14 protein-coding genes are annotated in these 15,601 nt (G+C 64.8%); 7 read left to right on the top strand and 7 right to left on the bottom strand.

Annotation, left to right across the window (positions count from 1 at the left end; genetic code table 11):
* Nucleotides 1-106 precede the first annotated feature (106 nt).
* The 4 genes from ACH49N_RS12500 to ACH49N_RS12485 form a co-directional block, all read right to left on the bottom strand.
* On the bottom strand, nucleotides 107-1,216 hold the full coding sequence (locus ACH49N_RS12500) for an NDMA-dependent alcohol dehydrogenase (RefSeq protein WP_358272077.1): 1,110 nt from the start codon (nucleotides 1,214-1,216) through the stop codon (nucleotides 107-109).
* A 23-nt stretch (nucleotides 1,217-1,239) separates the two neighbouring features.
* On the bottom strand, nucleotides 1,240-2,748 hold the full coding sequence (locus tag ACH49N_RS12495) for an aldehyde dehydrogenase family protein (RefSeq protein ID WP_358272079.1): 1,509 nt from the start codon (nucleotides 2,746-2,748) through the stop codon (nucleotides 1,240-1,242).
* A 114-nt stretch (nucleotides 2,749-2,862) separates the two neighbouring features.
* A complete protein-coding gene (locus tag ACH49N_RS12490) occupies nucleotides 2,863-4,500 on the bottom strand; it encodes a helix-turn-helix domain-containing protein (RefSeq protein ID WP_358272639.1) in 1,638 nt (545 codons plus the stop codon).
* Nucleotides 4,501-4,664: 164 nt separating this feature from the next.
* Nucleotides 4,665-5,810 (bottom strand): lipase family protein, encoded by a 1,146-nt coding sequence (locus tag ACH49N_RS12485; protein ID WP_358272640.1) that lies wholly within the window; start codon nucleotides 5,808-5,810, stop codon nucleotides 4,665-4,667.
* 88 nt (nucleotides 5,811-5,898) lie between these two features.
* Between ACH49N_RS12485 and ACH49N_RS12480 the strand changes: the two genes are divergently transcribed.
* Nucleotides 5,899-6,252, top strand: coding sequence for a TraR/DksA C4-type zinc finger protein (locus ACH49N_RS12480; protein ID WP_208960215.1), 354 nt, complete (start codon nucleotides 5,899-5,901; stop codon nucleotides 6,250-6,252).
* A 52-nt stretch (nucleotides 6,253-6,304) separates the two neighbouring features.
* Here the strand turns inward: ACH49N_RS12480 and ACH49N_RS12475 are convergent, their stop codons facing one another.
* On the bottom strand, nucleotides 6,305-6,574 hold the full coding sequence (locus ACH49N_RS12475) for an ANTAR domain-containing protein (protein WP_159923335.1): 270 nt from the start codon (nucleotides 6,572-6,574) through the stop codon (nucleotides 6,305-6,307).
* Between the two features lie 363 nt (nucleotides 6,575-6,937).
* Between ACH49N_RS12475 and ACH49N_RS12470 the strand changes: the two genes are divergently transcribed.
* Genes ACH49N_RS12470 through ACH49N_RS12460 form a run of 3 tightly spaced genes read left to right on the top strand, consistent with a single transcriptional unit; the run spans nucleotide 6,938 to nucleotide 9,742 of the window.
* A complete protein-coding gene (locus ACH49N_RS12470; protein ID WP_358272081.1) occupies nucleotides 6,938-7,156 on the top strand; it encodes a ferredoxin in 219 nt (72 codons plus the stop codon).
* Nucleotides 7,146-8,510: an FAD-dependent oxidoreductase gene (locus ACH49N_RS12465; RefSeq protein WP_358272083.1), complete on the top strand. Its 1,365-nt coding sequence runs from the start codon at nucleotides 7,146-7,148 to the stop codon at nucleotides 8,508-8,510. The genes ACH49N_RS12470 and ACH49N_RS12465 overlap by 11 nt, the downstream gene beginning before the upstream one ends.
* A 23-nt stretch (nucleotides 8,511-8,533) precedes the next feature.
* The gene (locus tag ACH49N_RS12460) at nucleotides 8,534-9,742 is read left to right on the top strand and encodes a cytochrome P450 (protein WP_358272085.1); all 1,209 of its coding nucleotides are present in this window, start codon (nucleotides 8,534-8,536) and stop codon (nucleotides 9,740-9,742) included.
* Nucleotides 9,743-9,753: 11 nt separating this feature from the next.
* On the opposite strand, the gene ACH49N_RS12455 is transcribed toward ACH49N_RS12460, so the two are convergent.
* Together ACH49N_RS12455 and ACH49N_RS12450 are read right to left on the bottom strand one after the other, a co-directional pair.
* The gene (locus tag ACH49N_RS12455; protein ID WP_358272087.1) at nucleotides 9,754-11,178 is read right to left on the bottom strand and encodes a DUF222 domain-containing protein; all 1,425 of its coding nucleotides are present in this window, start codon (nucleotides 11,176-11,178) and stop codon (nucleotides 9,754-9,756) included.
* A 137-nt stretch (nucleotides 11,179-11,315) separates the two neighbouring features.
* Nucleotides 11,316-12,263 carry an AraC family transcriptional regulator gene (locus ACH49N_RS12450; protein ID WP_358272089.1) on the bottom strand — a complete coding sequence of 316 codons (948 nt, stop codon included), beginning with the start codon at nucleotides 12,261-12,263 and terminating at the stop codon, nucleotides 11,316-11,318.
* A 240-nt stretch (nucleotides 12,264-12,503) separates the two neighbouring features.
* On the opposite strand from ACH49N_RS12450, the gene ACH49N_RS12445 reads away from it, so the two are divergent.
* Genes ACH49N_RS12445 through catA form a run of 3 tightly spaced genes read left to right on the top strand, consistent with a single transcriptional unit; the run spans nucleotide 12,504 to nucleotide 15,583 of the window.
* Nucleotides 12,504-13,076: a flavin reductase family protein gene (locus tag ACH49N_RS12445; RefSeq protein ID WP_109335408.1), complete on the top strand. Its 573-nt coding sequence runs from the start codon at nucleotides 12,504-12,506 to the stop codon at nucleotides 13,074-13,076.
* Nucleotides 13,077-13,096: 20 nt separating this feature from the next.
* Nucleotides 13,097-14,713, top strand: a complete 1,617-nt coding sequence (locus ACH49N_RS12440; protein ID WP_159923324.1) for a 4-hydroxyphenylacetate 3-hydroxylase family protein — start codon at nucleotides 13,097-13,099, stop codon at nucleotides 14,711-14,713.
* 21 nt (nucleotides 14,714-14,734) lie between these two features.
* On the top strand, nucleotides 14,735-15,583 hold the full coding sequence (gene catA / locus ACH49N_RS12435) for a catechol 1,2-dioxygenase (RefSeq protein ID WP_358272092.1): 849 nt from the start codon (nucleotides 14,735-14,737) through the stop codon (nucleotides 15,581-15,583).
* Nucleotides 15,584-15,601: the final 18 nt, after the last annotated feature.

The following is a 15,601-nucleotide window of genomic DNA, read 5'->3' as shown; positions in this document are numbered from 1 at the left end:
ACAAGCCAGAACGCTACTGGGACAACGGCGTGCGCCCTCACCCGCACCGAACCCACCCACGATCACAGCAGTAGAGCCCAAAAAGGCGCACGAGCGGCGAAGCCGCCTACTGGTGCACGATCACGCCGCGGATGTTCTTGCCGTCCCGCAGGTCCTGATACCCCTCGTTGACCTGCTCGAGGTTGTACTTGGTGGTGATCAGCTCGTCGAGCTTCAGCTGTCCGGCGTCGTAGAGGCGCAGCAGCCGGACGATGTCATACTGCGGGTTCGCCGAGCCGAAGAGGGTTCCCTTGATCGTCTTCTGGTTCAGCGTCAGGTCGGTGCCGGACACGTGCACCGTCAACTTGGTGGGATCCGCGAGCCCGGTGATGACGACGGTGCCGCCCTTGCCGATGACGGCGGTCGCGTTCTGCACTACCTCTTCGTCGACGGTTCCGACGAGGATCAGCGCCTGATCCGCGCCCTGTCCCCACGTCAACTCGTTCACCTTGGTGGCGGCCTCCGCGGCATCGGCGAATGCGTGTGTAGCGCCGAACTTCAGCGCCGTCTCACGTTTAAGGGCCACCGGGTCGACGACCACGACGTATTTGGCTCCCGCGCTGACCGCTCCCTGCACGGCGTTGATGCCGAGCCCGCCGATGCCGTAGATGACGACGGTGTCGCCGGCCCGGACGCCACCCGCGTACACCGCAGTTCCCCAGCCCGACGGGACGCCGCAGCCCACGAGGACCGCGGTCTCGAGCGGCAGCCACTCGTCGATCTTCACCACCGAGTGCTGCGAGATGGTGGCACGCTCCGCGAAGGTGCCGAGCATACACATGGCACCGAAATCGTCTTTGCCGGAATGGAATCGGAACGATCCGTCCGGCATCGACCCTTCGAGGATGGTCGCGCCCATGTCGCAGAGGCTCTGACGCCCGGTGGCGCAGTAGCGACACGTTCCGCAGTTCGGGATGAAGCTGCAGACGACGTGGTCGCCGGGCTTGACCTTCGTGACCCCGGGCCCGACTTCTTCGATGATGCCGGAGCCTTCGTGCCCACCGACGATCGGGTAACGCGGCGGCAGGTCACCGTCGGTCAGGTGCAGGTCCGAATGGCACAGACCGGCGGCGGTGTACTTGATGAGAACCTCGCCCGGCCCCGGACCGTCCAGCTCGAGTTCCATGATCTCGAAGGGCTTGCCCGGTCCGAGTAGGACGGCTGCTTGTGTCTTCATGTCTTCTCCTCGACGAGTGACGATCAGAGTGCGATGTTGACGGCTTTGGTCTGGGTGTAGAGGTCGATGGCGGTGGCACCGAGCTCACGACCCCAGCCCGACTGCTTGTACCCGCCGAACGGCATTGCCGTGTCGAAACCGTTGTACTGGTTGATCCATACCGAACCGGCCTTGAGCTGACGGGCCGTGAGGTGCGCCTTGGACATGTCCTTGGTCCAGATGCCGGCGGCGAGACCATAGATGCTGCTGTTGGCGGCCTTGGCCACACCTTCCTGCGCGTTGAACGGCAAAGCGGCTACGACCGGGCCGAAAATCTCTTCCTCGACGATGCTGAATTCGGGTTTCACGTCGACGAATACGGTCGGTTCGACGTAGAACCCGCTCTCGCCCCAGCGCTTTCCGCCGGTGAGGGCGCGTGCGCCGTCGGCGAGTCCCGCAGCCAGGTAACCGGTCACCTTGTCGAACTGTTCCTGCGACACCAGCGGTCCGAGCTGAGTGGTGGGATCGAGACCGGGGCCGATCTTGACCTGCGACGCCGCCTCGGCCACCGCAGCGGTGAAGTCGTCGAAGATGCTGTCCTCGACGAACATCCGGGTGCCTGCGACGCAGCACTGGCCGTGGTTGAACAGCCAGGCGTTGAGCGAACCGGTCACGGCGGCGTCGAAGTCGGCGTCCGCGAACACGACGTTGGCGCTCTTGCCCCCGAGTTCGAGGGACACCTTCTTGAGGTTGCCCTTGGCGGCGTCGACGATCTTCTTGCCCACCTCCGTGGAGCCGGTGAACGCGATCTTGTCGACGTCGTCGTGGGCGGATAATGCCGCGCCGGCGTCGCCGTACCCGGTGACGATGTTGACCACACCGGGCGGGAAGCCTGCCTCCTCGAACACTTCACCGAGCAGCAGGGCGGTCAGTGGTGTCTGCTCGGCGGGTTTGAGGATTACCGTGTTGCCGGCCGCCAGTGCGGGCGCCAGCTTGAAAGCGGCCATCAGCAGCGGGAAGTTCCAGGGCACGATGAGGCCGCAGACACCGACGGGCTCACGCAAGGTGTAGGCGTGGAACTGCCCGCCCGGGACGAAAGGCATGCTCACGTTGACCGTGCTGCCCTCGATCTTGGTGGCCCAGCCGGCGAAGTACCGGAAGATGTCCGCGGACCAGGCGACGTCGACGGCGGAAGCGATGCCCGCCGACTTGCCGTTGTCGAGCGACTCGAGTTGGCCGAACTCGTCGGCGCGTTCGGAGAGGATGTCACCGACCCGCCAGATGAGACGTTCCCGCTCGTTCGGCTTCATGGTCGGCCAGGGACCTTCGTCGAATGCTTTGCGGGCGGCACGAACTGCGCGATCGATGTCCTCGGCTCCGCCGCGGGCTACCGTGGTCAGGACCTGACCGTCCGCCGGGTCGATGGTCTCGAAAGTCTCACCGGTCACCGATTCCACCCACTGCCCGCCTACGAGGAATTTCTTGGTACCGGACAGGAAGTTCCGTACTGCCGGCAAGAGTTCTGCCTGGCTCGGCTCGATCGTCGCTGTCATCAAAACCTCCGAAGTCGTGAATGTGACGTAGCCCATAGTGCACGGATGGCAATGTCACTAACTGTCCTGACTCCGGACACTTCGCCGTTCGACGACGGTATGCGCGAAGCGCTGTCAGACAGTGATATCCAGCGCACGCATACGGGTGTACAGCGTGCTGCGGCTGATACCGAGCGCGTTCGCGGCGTGCACTTTGTTGCCCCCGCATTCCTGCAGCGCGTCGATGATGGCCTGCCGCTCCGCGCGCTCACGCCCGGCGAGACGGGTCACTCGCTGCGGCGTCCGATACGACTCCGGCAGATCGGAGACAGCGATGTTCGCGCTGGTGCGTCGCCGCGCCGCAGTCCGCAGGACGACGGACAGCTCGGCGAGATTCCCGGGCCACTCGCGGGCCACGAGCGCTTCGATCGTGCTTGCCGTGAGGCGCAATCCGGGTTCCAGCGAGTCGAGAATCGCCTGCGCGATGTCCGCGAACTCGCGGCTGCGTTGCCGCAACGGCGGGAGCACTACCTGTCCGGAACACCGACCGATCAACCCGGCAACGCTCGGTGGGACACTGTCCAGAGGTGTACTCGTCAGGACGATGCGCGGCCCTGCTTCCGAATCGAGCATCTTCGCGAGAAGCGGTTGCATCGACTCGGGAAGCAGCTGCACCTCTTCGATCCCGAGAACGTCCACCGAACCGGATGCCAGCGTCACGAGCCTGTCGAGCCATCGCTGCGTGCCGTCGAGCGCGATGCCCGCAGCGTGCATACATACGAGCGACTTGTCACCGGCGAGGTCGCGAATCGCGGTGGTTCTGCCGGTGCCCGGCTCACCGCTGATGACCACCGGTTCCCTGGTGTCCCGCAGCCGTGCGAGTTCCGACCTACTGCGCTGCAGCACCGAACTGGACGCCAACCTCCCGCGGCGAATCGGCGTGCTGGTCCGATGTTCCGGGCGGACGACGAACACCGCCCCGCCCTCCGTGCCCTCGACGTAGTCGGCCTGCACCAGTGCTGCTTCGCCGGACGACAGTCGAATACGAGCCGTCTTCGACTGATCGGGACGCAGATCTGCGACCATGCTGCGGAGCGTCGCATGGTCGGCCACCTGGAGAAGGTCCAGCGCGACCCGATTACTGAGATGGATGTCCTCGCCGATCGCGGTGACAGCGAGCTGATTCTGGGGCGAGATGCGCTGGAACGCGTCGACCAGGCGCTGTTGTGACACCCGAGACCCCTCGAGCAGGCGTCGTTCGATGTCACTCGCCGCGCGCGCGAGGAACGGGGCGAAGAGCGGGTTCGCCCGGGCGGCGGTCCCCGTCATGTCGAGGATGCCTTCCACCCGGCGAGTCGCTGGATGGACGATGGGGTGGCCGTAACAACTGAAGTCCTTGAACCGTTCGAGGTAGTGCTCGTCGCGGTGAATGACGACGCCACGGCGGATCTCGAGCGGCGTGCCCAGCGCTGTCGTGCCGACACAGTCCTCACCGAATCGTGTGCCCAGCACAGCGCCGGCGGCGTCGATCATCCGTTCGACCTTGGCCCCGTCGAAGAGCCTGGCCACTATGCGGCAGTCGCGGTCAGCGAGGAGAACGCAAAAGCCGGTGCCCTGGATCTGGGAATCCATTTCGGCGAGGATGGGCCGCGCGGCCTGCAGTAACCGGCTGGATCCGTCGAGGTCGCTGCAGGGGTCGGCGTCCGGTGTCGAACTCGGTTCGAGGCCGCTGAGCGCCGACCGCTTCCACGACAATGCGATTTCGGGCCGCATTGCCGCAGACCCGGTCGAGCCGCCGAATTCCACCCTCGCCTCCTTGGCCTGTTCGGGCCGTGCACACGACGCGCGACCCCTCCTGAACGTACTGACAGTCTGTGACCCACGCCATAGTGCCGCACGTCCGGGGGCGCAAGTGTCCGAGATCTGCACACATGCCGCTACCCGGCGAAGAGGTCTCTCACGAACGGGATGGTGTCCGCCTGCGACTCGATCAACGTGCCGCTGTGATCGGTGGGATAGGTCTTGAACGTCACCGGCTCACCGTTCGCAGTGAGTGCCGCCACCAGGGAGAACGCCGAAGGAGCAGGAACGTCGATGTCCGTGAGTCCTTGCCCGATGAACAGCGGGCGGTCGTAACCACTCGTGGGCACACCCATGTAGTCCACCAACAACGGGTAGAAGTTCGGGATCTCGTTCAGCGGCTTGCTGAAGAGGTTACCGACGATCACCCCCTCCGCGGCCTCGTGCATCTCGTGGACGCACAACTGCTCGGCGGCGTCGACATACTGCGCACCGAGTGGGGTGAGGTAAGCGTCGAGGCCGATCTCGGGATGAGCAGAGCGCAGGCCGGCCAGGATGTAGAACAGATACGACGTGAGCCCTGCCGGAATGGCGGTCGGGGGAACTCCGGGACCGAGCGGCAGCAATGCCAACTCGATGTTCGCGGGAACGCCGGTACCGACGGCGCCGCGGTAGTCGAGCGACTTCCCGCCGTACTCCGTCGCATAGCGCCCGGTGATGACAGCGGCGCCGCCGCCCTGAGACTGGCCGACCACCACCCACTTGTTCGACAGCGATTCGTCGACGGCGCGCGCAGCCTTCACGGAGTCGACGACGCTGTGCGCCTCTACCTTGCCGTCGAGATAGGGCATCACTCCCGGCGTGCCCAGCCCGACATAGTCGGTGGAGACGATGGCATATCCCTGCTCGAGCCAGCGCCCGAGATACGGATAATCCCGCTCGGGCAGGCCCGGCCCGACGAGAGAGGGAGCGCAGTGATCGGCCAGACCCGAAGTGCCGTGCGCCCACGCGACCACCGGCCAGCCACCGTCGGGCGCCTCGCCGGGGGGCACGTACATCGCCCCGGTGCTGAGTGCAGGATCGCCGTCCGGGCCGATCGACCAGTAGGTGATGCGCTGCGCGTCGGCGACACCGGGAATCCATAGAGCGGATGGGAGCGGAGCCACTTCCACGACATCACCGGGTACCCCGGCGGCATCGTCTGCGAACGCGGAAGGGGCGGCGAGGCACGCGCCGACCATCGTCAGGGAGGCTACGGTCACACTCGCGGCCGCCCGTGACATACGTATGAGGGGTCTCTTCACCGACTCACCGTAGAAGGGGTTATACCGTCGACACCAGCACTTCCATCGACCATCGGAGGACGACGCCGTGACGCTCGACTCGTCTGCTCCCGACTACCGCGCCCGGATTTTGGCCGAACAGGCCGATGCGGAGCGCCGGCTCGCGTCGCTGAGCAGGCGCTTCACCGCCATCGTCGAAGGATCGGAATTCACCACGGACGACGACGAGCACGATCCGGAAGGGTCGACCATCGCGTTCGAACGGGCCCAGGTCTCGGCCCTGCTCACCGACGCACGCCGGGACGTGGAGGAGCTGACGGCCGCGCTGGCGCGACTCGATGCCGGAACCTACGGCACGTGCATCCGGTGTGGGAGGCCCATCGCCGACGTCCGGCTCGACGCACTTCCCGCCGTCCGCACCTGCATCGAGTGCTCGGGCTGACGCGTGCCGTAGCCCCGTTCAGCGCAGGATCGGGGTAAGTGCAGGATCGGGGTCAGTGGAGGATCGAGGCCCACGCCCGGCCTGCCACCTCGCGTGCTCGGCGATGACCGTCGGGCGGATCTACGCCCTCCGCAAGATCGGCAAGTGCTTCCGCCAGGTCTCCGATATCCACCTGATGTCGCATCGAGGTGTCGAGCAGTTCGTCGAATGCTTGGTCCGGGCTGTACGAGTCCCCTCGCGCGTCGGTCAGGATGTCTATCGCTGCATCCAACGCGGAAAGGTGGCGCGTTTCGCGGGTGTCGCGGTGAGCTTCAATTGTCAATCTTTCGCCCCTGAGTTGTCGCTGCTCGGCGTTTTCCGATCATGTGTGGGCACATCACATCACGATCGGTGCCGATTCGTCGCCCATTTCCCCGCAACAGCCAAAGTTGTTTCCGGACAGTGACATCCGTCCGCTCTGAAACTACTTGTAACCGCCGTTCTTACCGCGGGGTTCTACTCGGCGGTATTCCCCGCACGCGTGCTGGAGGAAGTTCTGAACAACTCCAGAACAGCGGATCTGAACCGTACAGACCGTCCACTCCGGAATACTGACAGCCGGCGGCTTTTTCGCCGGTTTCGAACGGGCGGCCGTGCGCCGCGCTGTCCTTGTGGACGCCTCGGCAACAGAACTGTTCAGGATCGGGTGATGGACGTGAAACTCGTCGTCGACCTCAATCGGTGTCAGGGATACGCACAGGGCGTTTTTCTCGCACCGCGTGTCTTCACGCTGCACGGCGAGGAGTCCCTTCTCTACGACGCCGGACCGGACGACGGCGAACGCGAGCGGGTCGCGCAGGCCGCGGCCGCCTGCCCGGTGCAGGCCATCACCACCGACATTCGGCCGCAGTCGCATGGGCAGTGACATGCGGGTCGTTATCGTCGGTGCATCGCTCGCCGGCTTGCGCGCAGCGGACGAGTTACGACGACTGGGGTTCGACGGCCCACTGACCATGATCGGTGACGAACCCTACGAACCGTACGATCGGCCGCCACTGTCGAAAGCGGTGTTGCTCGGGATCATGCCGCCCGAACATGCGACGCTGCCCGCTCGAACCGACCTCGACGCGAAGTGGCGACTCGGTGTCCCGGCAATCGCGCTGGACCTCGAGGACAACCGGGTCGTGCTCGGCGACGGCGACAGCGTCCCCTTCGACAAGGTTCTGCTCACGACCGGAGTGCGGGCACGCCCCTGGCCGAAACCGGAGGAAAGCGACCTCGACGGTGTCTTCACGGTTCGCACCCTGGACGACTCGCGGCGCCTCGACGAACGGCTGTCTGCAGGTCCCGGTCATGTGCTGATCATCGGTGCCGGATTCACCGGTTCGGAGATTGCATCGGTGTGCCGCGAGCGCGGGTTGTCGGTCACGGTCACCGAACGTGGACCGGCACCCCTGGTGGGCGCCCTCGGCGGGGTCGTCGCGGCGGTCGCGGCTGACATGCAGCGCGACCACGGTGTCGACCTACGCTGCGGCATCACCGTTGCGCGATTGGAAGGTGACGGGCAGGGCCGACTGCGCCGGGCACACCTGTCGGACGGAACAGCCCTCGACGTCGATGTGGCCGTCGTCGCTCAGGGCAGCATCCGGAACACCGAATGGTTGGCCAGGTCCGGTCTCGCCGCGGGACCACGGGGAGTGGCCTGCGACGCTGGTTGCCGCGCGTTCGACCTCAACGGGCTCGTCACCGACAACGTTTTCGTGGCCGGTGACATTGCCCGGCAACCACATCCGCTCTACGACTACCAACTGATCGCGCTCGAGCATTGGGGCAATGCCATCGGGCAAGCGGAAGTGGCTGCTCACAACATGATCCACGAGGGGTTGCACCGCCGCCCTCATCTCGACATTCCGGCGTTCTGGTCCAGCCAGTTCGGGGTCAACATCAAATCGGTCGGTATCCCCACCTATTCCGATCAGGTGGTCGTCACCCAGGGTTCGGTCGAGGAACGTCGATTCGTCGCAGCCTACGGTTTCCGTGGACGCCTCACCGCGGCAGTCGCGTTCAACCACGGCAGGTGGCTGGACTTCTACCGCGATCTCATCGAATCGGCGGCCGCCTTTCCGCCCGACTTCGCCGTGATGGACCGGACGGATCCCTGGGAGGTGCGGTCGTCGGAGTTGCCCGACCCCGCCATTCTGAGCCATGGCCCGACCGTGTCTGTGACCGGACACCTGCCCACCGAGCGCCACGTCGAGTTCGTCTCGGCGCCGAAGTAACCGAAGCAACAGGGAGACTCGTCATGTCGCGTGCGCAGCTGCTCGAACGCATCACCGACCAGTCGAATCGAGCGAACCCGTATCCCTTGTACGAGGAACTTCGTGAGACACCGGCGGCGCTGCAGGACAACGGTTCCTACCTCGTCGGACGGTATTACGACGTCGCCGCGTTGCTGCACGATCCGCGTATCAGTTCCGACTTGCACAACCGCCGTGCAGGAATGCCGGGCGCCGATCGGGCCGACAACGGTGGGCCCGCATTCATCCGTTTGGATCCGCCCGAGCACGACCGGCTTCGGCGGTTGACGACGCGGCAGTTCGGACCGCCACACATGCCCGGCAGGGTCGACTCCATGCGCGGAGAACTCGCGGACCTCGTGTCCACCCTTGTCGACAATCTCGAGGGAAAGGACCGCATCGATCTCGTCGACGACTTCGCGTACCCCTTCCCGGTGTCCGTGATCTGCCGACTGCTGGGTGTTCCCCGCGAGGAGGAACCGCGCTTTCACGTGTGGGCGGATGCACTGGTGGCCTCCATCGAACCGACCCGCGATTCGGACAGCGACGCGAAGATGAAGGCAGCTCAACAAGCGCAGATGGAAATGGGCATGTTCATGGCCGGGCTGATCGAGGAACGCCGAAAGAATCCGGGTGACGACATGTTGTCCGGGTTGGCGGCCGATCACCATGAGGGCGGTCTCGACACCCTCGAGCTGGTCACCAATTCGATCATGTTGTTCATCGCCGGCCATGAGACGACCGTCAATCTCATCACCAATGGCATGCTCACCCTGCTCCGTAATCCAGGCGAGCTGGACCGCCTGAAGCGCCATCCGGAGCTGATGCCTCTGGCGGTCGAGGAGTTGCTGCGGTTCGAACCGCCCGTCCATTTGGTTCCCCAGCGAACCCCTATCGTCGACATCGAGGTCGGTGGCGTGACCGTGCCGAAGGGTTCACCGATCGTCCTGGCTTTGGCCTCCGCCAACCGGGATCCGGTGCGGTTCACTGACCCCGATCGGTTCGTTCCCGATCGCGCCGACAACCAGCACCTCGGCTTGGGCAGCGGCATACACAGCTGTTTCGGCGCACCACTCGCCCGGCTCGAAGGTCAGATGGCGCTCAATGAACTGATCCGCCGACTCCCGAACCCGCGCCTCGTGGAGGACCCGCCGCCGTACCGACCCAACCCGGTGCTGCGCGGCCCTCGGCATCTCATGGTGGACTGCGGGTAATTCCTGCTGCATCATCCTGCACCTCGCTCCGTTCGGTGAAGACTCCGGCCTCGCGCATGCTCGATCAACTCACCGGGGTGGTGCCGGTGATTGATTCGCGGAGCTCGTGTGGGATCGATCTGCGGTGGTGGGATCCATTCGGTCCTGCCCGGAAATTCTGAATCAGGCCGGGTTGTCGTGGTGTTCCAGCCGGCTGAGCCATCGTTGACCTGTGCGTGGCACGCATCGCATGCGAGGGTGAGGTTGTCGATGTCGGTCCCGCCGCCTTTCTGCCAGTCGGTGACGTGGTGGACCGCGCAGAGACTGGCCGGCGCGGCGCATCCCGGGCGGGTGCATCCACCGTCGGCAGCGATCAGTGCAAGCCGCTGATCGGCATTGGCGAGCCGGCGACGTCTGCCGAGGCGCAGAGGACGACCGGAATGGTCGAACAGTACGAGAACTGGATGAGCATGCTCGGCGAGCTTCAATGCGTCCTCGAGGGGTAGGAGGCCACCGCTCGCTGTCGTCGCGAGACCGCCTGCGGCCTTTTCGAGTTGATCCAGCGTCATCGTGATGATCGCGGTGACGGGCAGGCCACGATGTCTGCCGAGTACCCCCGTTTCGAGCAGTGCCCGGAATACGGCACTGAACGCGTCGTGGTTGCGCTGGGCAGCCGAGCGGGTGTCGCGCGCCGCCGCCGCTGTGAGCAATGCGCGATCGAGTGTGGGGTCTTCGCTGTCACCCGTCGGTGATCCCGGATCGTCGGGGTTGTTCATTCCGGGGCGGGCCCATTTGGCGAGGATCGGGTCGAGCAACGCCCGCGCCGTGGGGTCGAGTTCACCGGAGATTCTCGACATCAGTTCGGAATCCTGCCGCGCGAGCGAGATGCCGCGTCTGCGCTTGCGGTCACGGTCGTCACCGAGGTTTCCGTCTGGGTTGAGGTACGCGAGGATCCGGTGCCCGGCCTGCTCGACGTCCTCGGGTGTCCCGGTTCGCGCAAGCTGGGCCAGGATCGATTCAGCGTGGGAGACGCCGTCGTTGTCGACAGCGTGCGGGATCTTCCGCATCACCTTGGCCACTGCGCGCGCATGTCCGGGACCGATGTCCCCGTCACGTTGCGCTGCAGCAGTTTCCGGTAGTGATGGGGCTATCGAATCACCGGACAATGTATGCCACACGCCGAGGTTCCGCGCTGCCGTGACGCGGGCGGATGCGTCCACCGCAGACACACGGAGAACGTCTACGAGCAACTTGTTCGGCGAGTTGTATCCGAGCGCGGCCGGTATCGAGCGTTCGACACTCTCGACGACCAACCGATGCGATACCGCGTCGGCGCGGCGCAGCGACCGCTCCAATCGCCGCATGGCCTCGAGCACGTCGGCGTCGCGCAGTGTCGTCAAGTCGCTTTCGAGGAGCACGTCAATAGACGCGGACAACGACGACAGCTGCTCTGCCACCGGACTATCCAACACTGAGCTATCTAACACCGCGCTAATCACCGACCCCCCAGTCGAACTGATGAGTGCAACACTACCCCAGGGGTCCGACACATTCCGCCAATCAATCACGATGAGCAGGCTGAACCACGTAACCCTCAGGACTCCCCGCCCCGCAGGGTGTCGGACGGCGCCACCCCGTACTTGCGCCGGTAGGCGGCCGCGAATCTGCCGGTGTGCATGACGCCCCAGCGCGAAGCGACGTCGGAAACCGTTGTCGGGGAGACACTTGCGGTCAGGTCTGCGTGGACGCGCTCGAGCCGGACGTCGCTGAGATATTCCATCGGCGTCATGCCCACGTATTCGCGGAATCCCTGCTGCATGCGGCGGACGCTGACGTCGACGAGTTCGGCCATCTCGCCCGCGGTCCAGGGGCGGGCGGGGTCTTGTTGGATCGCGTCGACTACCCGTTTGACGATGCGCGGTCGGATACCCGATGCGCCGGCGTCGTCATCCGGCATCGCGGCGAGTACCAGCGCGGTCGTCAGAGCACCACAGAGCTGCCGCGACACCTGCTCGCTCTGCAGGAGGATGCTGTTGTGCAACGCCTGGTCGGCGACGGATCGGACGAATCCCAGCCATTCGGCGCCCGCACCGGACCGCAGATCGAGTTGCCGCGGCAACTGCCGGCCCGGCCTTGCGAGTACGCGATCCATCTCCCGCTGCAAATAGTCGCGCTCCACCTTGAAACCGATGATCTCGCAGGAGCTACTCCAGTCGGTGATCACGGTGCGGGTGTCCGGTGGGCAGATGGTCGCGAATCCTGGCGTCGAGGTCACTTCCCTGGCACCGGTGACGGACACGATGTGGCCGGCCAGCGGGATGTTGATGCCGTATGCGCCCGGGTGGTCGGATTCGATCGACACGGCCGCGCCGAACCCGATTCGCGCGAGCCGGGAGGGGCCGAGTTCGGTGGACTCGAGCGACGACCTTGCCGCGTCGTCCCGGGACAGCGGCCGCAGGTCGTGAGGGAAGTACGCGTCGGCCACCACTTCGTGGACTTCGTCCCAGTCCGTGAAACCCGAACCTACCAGCTGTTCTCGCATGCCTGCTTCCAGACCTCTCACCTCGCGCTACGGCCGCGCACGGGCAATTCCCGACCTTAGCATCGCCTGTGACGTCCGTCACTACAAGGGCGTGGGCGCCGACCCCCGCAACTCTCTTTCGCGATCCGGATCGAGCCTTCGCAATGCGGATCGACGGGCTGTGACGGCCGTCATATGTTGTGTGCATGCCCTGGAAATGCAGGGGCGTTCGCACGAATCGTGCAGAAAGGCGGTCTCGAAATGGATCAACGCACTCTGCGTAACATCTTCGGCCAGTTCGCCAGCGGCGTCACCGTGATCACGTGCACCAACGCAGACGGCACGCCGCACGGAGCCACTGTCACGGCCTTCACCGCCATCTCGATCGAGCCTCGGCTGTGCCAGGTGACGCTGACCCGGAAGTCGAAGGCGTGCGGCTACTTGACCGACGCACCGTTCGCGGTGAACATCCTCGCCGCCGATCAACTCGACACGGCCATGCACTTCGCTGGGAAGCCGCAACGGACGGAACCGGTGTGGGACTCTTCGGGTATCGCTCCCGCACTGTCGGGCAACGCAGCAACGCTGATCTGCTCGCCCTGGGCCTCCTATGACGGCGGTGACCACATCATCTTCATCGGTGAGATCGTCGACGCGTCCGTCGACTCGACTAAAGATCCGCTGCTGTTCTACCGCAGCACTTTTCATGATCTGGGAGCCACTTCGGGTACCACGGCGTGGAACGGCTGCCTCGACGACCCCCACAGCGGATGGTTCGACGCCGCCGCCTCGTTCACTCCGCTCCATCTGCAACTCGCCCAGGCTGCCTCGTAATTCTGATCGAAGGGAACACCATGACCACCACCGAATCCGCCCCCGAGACCGCCGTCGACCGCACCAAGGTCAACGTGGCCGCCGACAGCGAGGCCAACCGCACGAAGAACTTCGCGTCGCGGCCGATGACCGGCGACGAGTACATCGAATCGTTGCGTGATGACCGAGAGATCTGGTTGCACGGGGATCGCGTCAAGGACGTGACCACTCACCCCGCGTTCCGCAACCCGATCCGCATGACTGCGCGACTTTACGACGCGATGCATACCGGCGAGCACGTCGACACGTTGACGACACCCACCGACACCGGAAACGGCGGCGTCACCATGCCGTTCTTCCGGGCGTCGAAGACTTCGGACGACCTGCTGAAGGACCGCGACGCGATCGCCACCTGGGCACGGATGACGTACGGCTGGATGGGCCGGTCTCCCGACTACAAAGCCTCCTTCCTCGGAACCCTGCACGCCAACAAGGAGCTGTACTCGCCGTTCCAGGACAACGCCGAACGCTGGTACAAGGAGTCACAGGAAAAGGTCCTTTATTGGAACCACGCCATTATCAACCCGCCGGTCGACCGACAGCTGCCTCCGGACGAGGTCGGCGACGTGTTCATGAAGGTGGAAAAGGAAACCGACGCGGGCATCGTCGTCTCCGGCGCCAAGGTGGTCGCGACCGGTTCGGCTATCACCAATTACAACTTCATCGCCCATTACGGTCTGCCGATCAAGAAGAAGGAATTCGCGCTCATCTGCACGGTGCCGATGGACGCCCCTGGCGTGAAGCTGATCTGCCGCACGTCCTACACGCAACAGGCGGCGGTGATGGGAAGTCCGTTCGACTACCCCCTGTCGAGCCGGATGGACGAGAACGACACCATCTTCGTCTTCGACAAGGTCCTCGTGCCGTGGGAGAACGTTTTCATGTACGGCGACGTGGAGAAGATCAACGCTTTCTTCCCGCAGTCCGGTTTTCTGCCGCGCTTCACCCTGCAGGGGTGCACGCGACTCGCCGTGAAGCTCGACTTCATCGCCGGACTTCTGATGAAGGCGCTCGACGCCACCGGAGCGGGCGGTTTCCGAGGGGTACAAACCCGCGTCGGTGAAGTGATCGGCTGGCGCAACCTGTTCTGGTCCCTCACCGAATCGATGGTCCGCGACCCGGAGCCGTGGGTGGGCGACACGGTCATCCCCAAGCTCGAGTACGGCCTCACCTACCGCATGTTCATGCAGCAGGGTTACCCCCGCATCAAGGAAATCATCGAGCAGGATGTGGCCTCCGGGCTGATCTATCTGCCGTCGTCGGCCGCCGACTTCAAGAGTCCCGACGTGCGGCCGTACCTCGACAAGTACGTCCGCGGGTCGGAGGGCATGACCGCGGTCGATCGCGTCAAGATCATGAAGGCGCTGTGGGATTCGATCGGCAGCGAGTTCGGTGGCCGCCACGAACTGTACGAACGCAACTATGCCGGCAACCACGAGGGCGTCAAGGCGGAACTGCTCATGTTCGCGGAGAACCGGGGAACCGTCAGCTCCATGAAGGGTCTGGCCGAGCAGTGCCTGGCCGAGTACGACCTCGACGGCTGGACAGTGCCGGACCTGATCGGCAACGACGACGTGTCCTACTTCGGCCGCAGCTAGCCCCTCAGACCAGGAGTGAATATGACCACCACCGAAAGCCCCACCGCGGTCGGCTCCGGCAACGCCGCGACGGACAAATTCAAGGGCGCCAGATTCACGGCCGATACCTCGCCGGAGCGTCTGTCCGCCATCGCTACCGAGGCGCTCGCCGGATTGAGCGCGCTGATCAAGAAACATGCCGTCACCTATCCGGAGTACCGCGTCCTCAAGCAGTGGCTCATCGATGTGGGCGAGGGCGGTGAGTGGCCGCTACTTCTCGACGTGTTCGTCGAGCACGACATCGAAGCGGTGAACTCGCGGAACTTCAAGGGCACCAAAGGAAGCATCGAGGGTCCGTACTACGTTCCCGAAGCCCCACAGCTCCCGGCCCGGTGCACGCTTCCGATGCGTGACGAAGATCGGGCGCACCCGGCGCTGGTCCTCCGGGGTGAGGTGACCGACCTGGACGGCGCAGGACTCAGCGGGGCAACCATCGAGTTGTGGCATGCCGACGACGAAGGCTATTACTCCCAGTTCGCCCCGCACCTCCCCGAGTGGAATCTGCGCGGAACCATCGTGACCGACTCGGAGGGAAGATACGAGATCACGACGATCCAGCCTGCGCCGTACCAAATCCCGACCGACGGACCCACCGGCCAGTTCATCGAGGCTGCCGGGTGGCACCCGTGGCGTCCGGCGCACCTCCACCTACGGGTGACCTCTCCCGGCAAGCAGCCGATCATCACGCAGCTGTACTTTGCCGGTGGGGACTGGGTCGACGACGATGTCGCCACCGCGACCAAACCCGAACTGCTGCTCGATCCAGTGATCGACGATGCGGGACGTAAGGTGGTCGACTACGACTTCGCGCTCGATCCCGCCACGGACTGATACCCACCCACCATTTCC

The sequence above is a fragment of the Rhodococcus sp. NPDC019647 genome (genome assembly GCF_044389235.1).
GTDB classification, from domain to species: domain Bacteria; phylum Actinomycetota; class Actinomycetes; order Mycobacteriales; family Mycobacteriaceae; genus Rhodococcus_F; species Rhodococcus_F oxybenzonivorans.
This window is presented reverse-complemented; position numbering and strand designations above follow the sequence as displayed.

Bases quoted from the DNA above. Each gene is read 5' to 3' on its own strand.
- ACH49N_RS12500 (WP_358272077.1), bottom strand. From the start codon at position 1,216: ATGAAGACACAAGCAGCCGTCCTACTCGGACCGGGCAAGCCCTTCGAG.
- ACH49N_RS12495 (WP_358272079.1), bottom strand. From the start codon at position 2,748: ATGACAGCGACGATCGAGCCGAGCCAGGCAGAACTCTTGCCGGCAGTA.
- ACH49N_RS12490 (WP_358272639.1), bottom strand. From the start codon at position 4,500: ATGCGGCCCGAAATCGCATTGTCGTGGAAGCGGTCGGCGCTCAGCGGC.
- ACH49N_RS12485 (WP_358272640.1), bottom strand. From the start codon at position 5,810: ATGTCACGGGCGGCCGCGAGTGTGACCGTAGCCTCCCTGACGATGGTC.
- ACH49N_RS12465 (WP_358272083.1), top strand. From the start codon at position 7,146: ATGGGCAGTGACATGCGGGTCGTTATCGTCGGTGCATCGCTCGCCGGC.
- ACH49N_RS12460 (WP_358272085.1), top strand. From the start codon at position 8,534: ATGTCGCGTGCGCAGCTGCTCGAACGCATCACCGACCAGTCGAATCGA.
- ACH49N_RS12450 (WP_358272089.1), bottom strand. From the start codon at position 12,263: ATGCGAGAACAGCTGGTAGGTTCGGGTTTCACGGACTGGGACGAAGTC.
- ACH49N_RS12445 (WP_109335408.1), top strand. From the start codon at position 12,504: ATGGATCAACGCACTCTGCGTAACATCTTCGGCCAGTTCGCCAGCGGC.
- ACH49N_RS12440 (WP_159923324.1), top strand. From the start codon at position 13,097: ATGACCACCACCGAATCCGCCCCCGAGACCGCCGTCGACCGCACCAAG.
- catA (WP_358272092.1), top strand. From the start codon at position 14,735: ATGACCACCACCGAAAGCCCCACCGCGGTCGGCTCCGGCAACGCCGCG.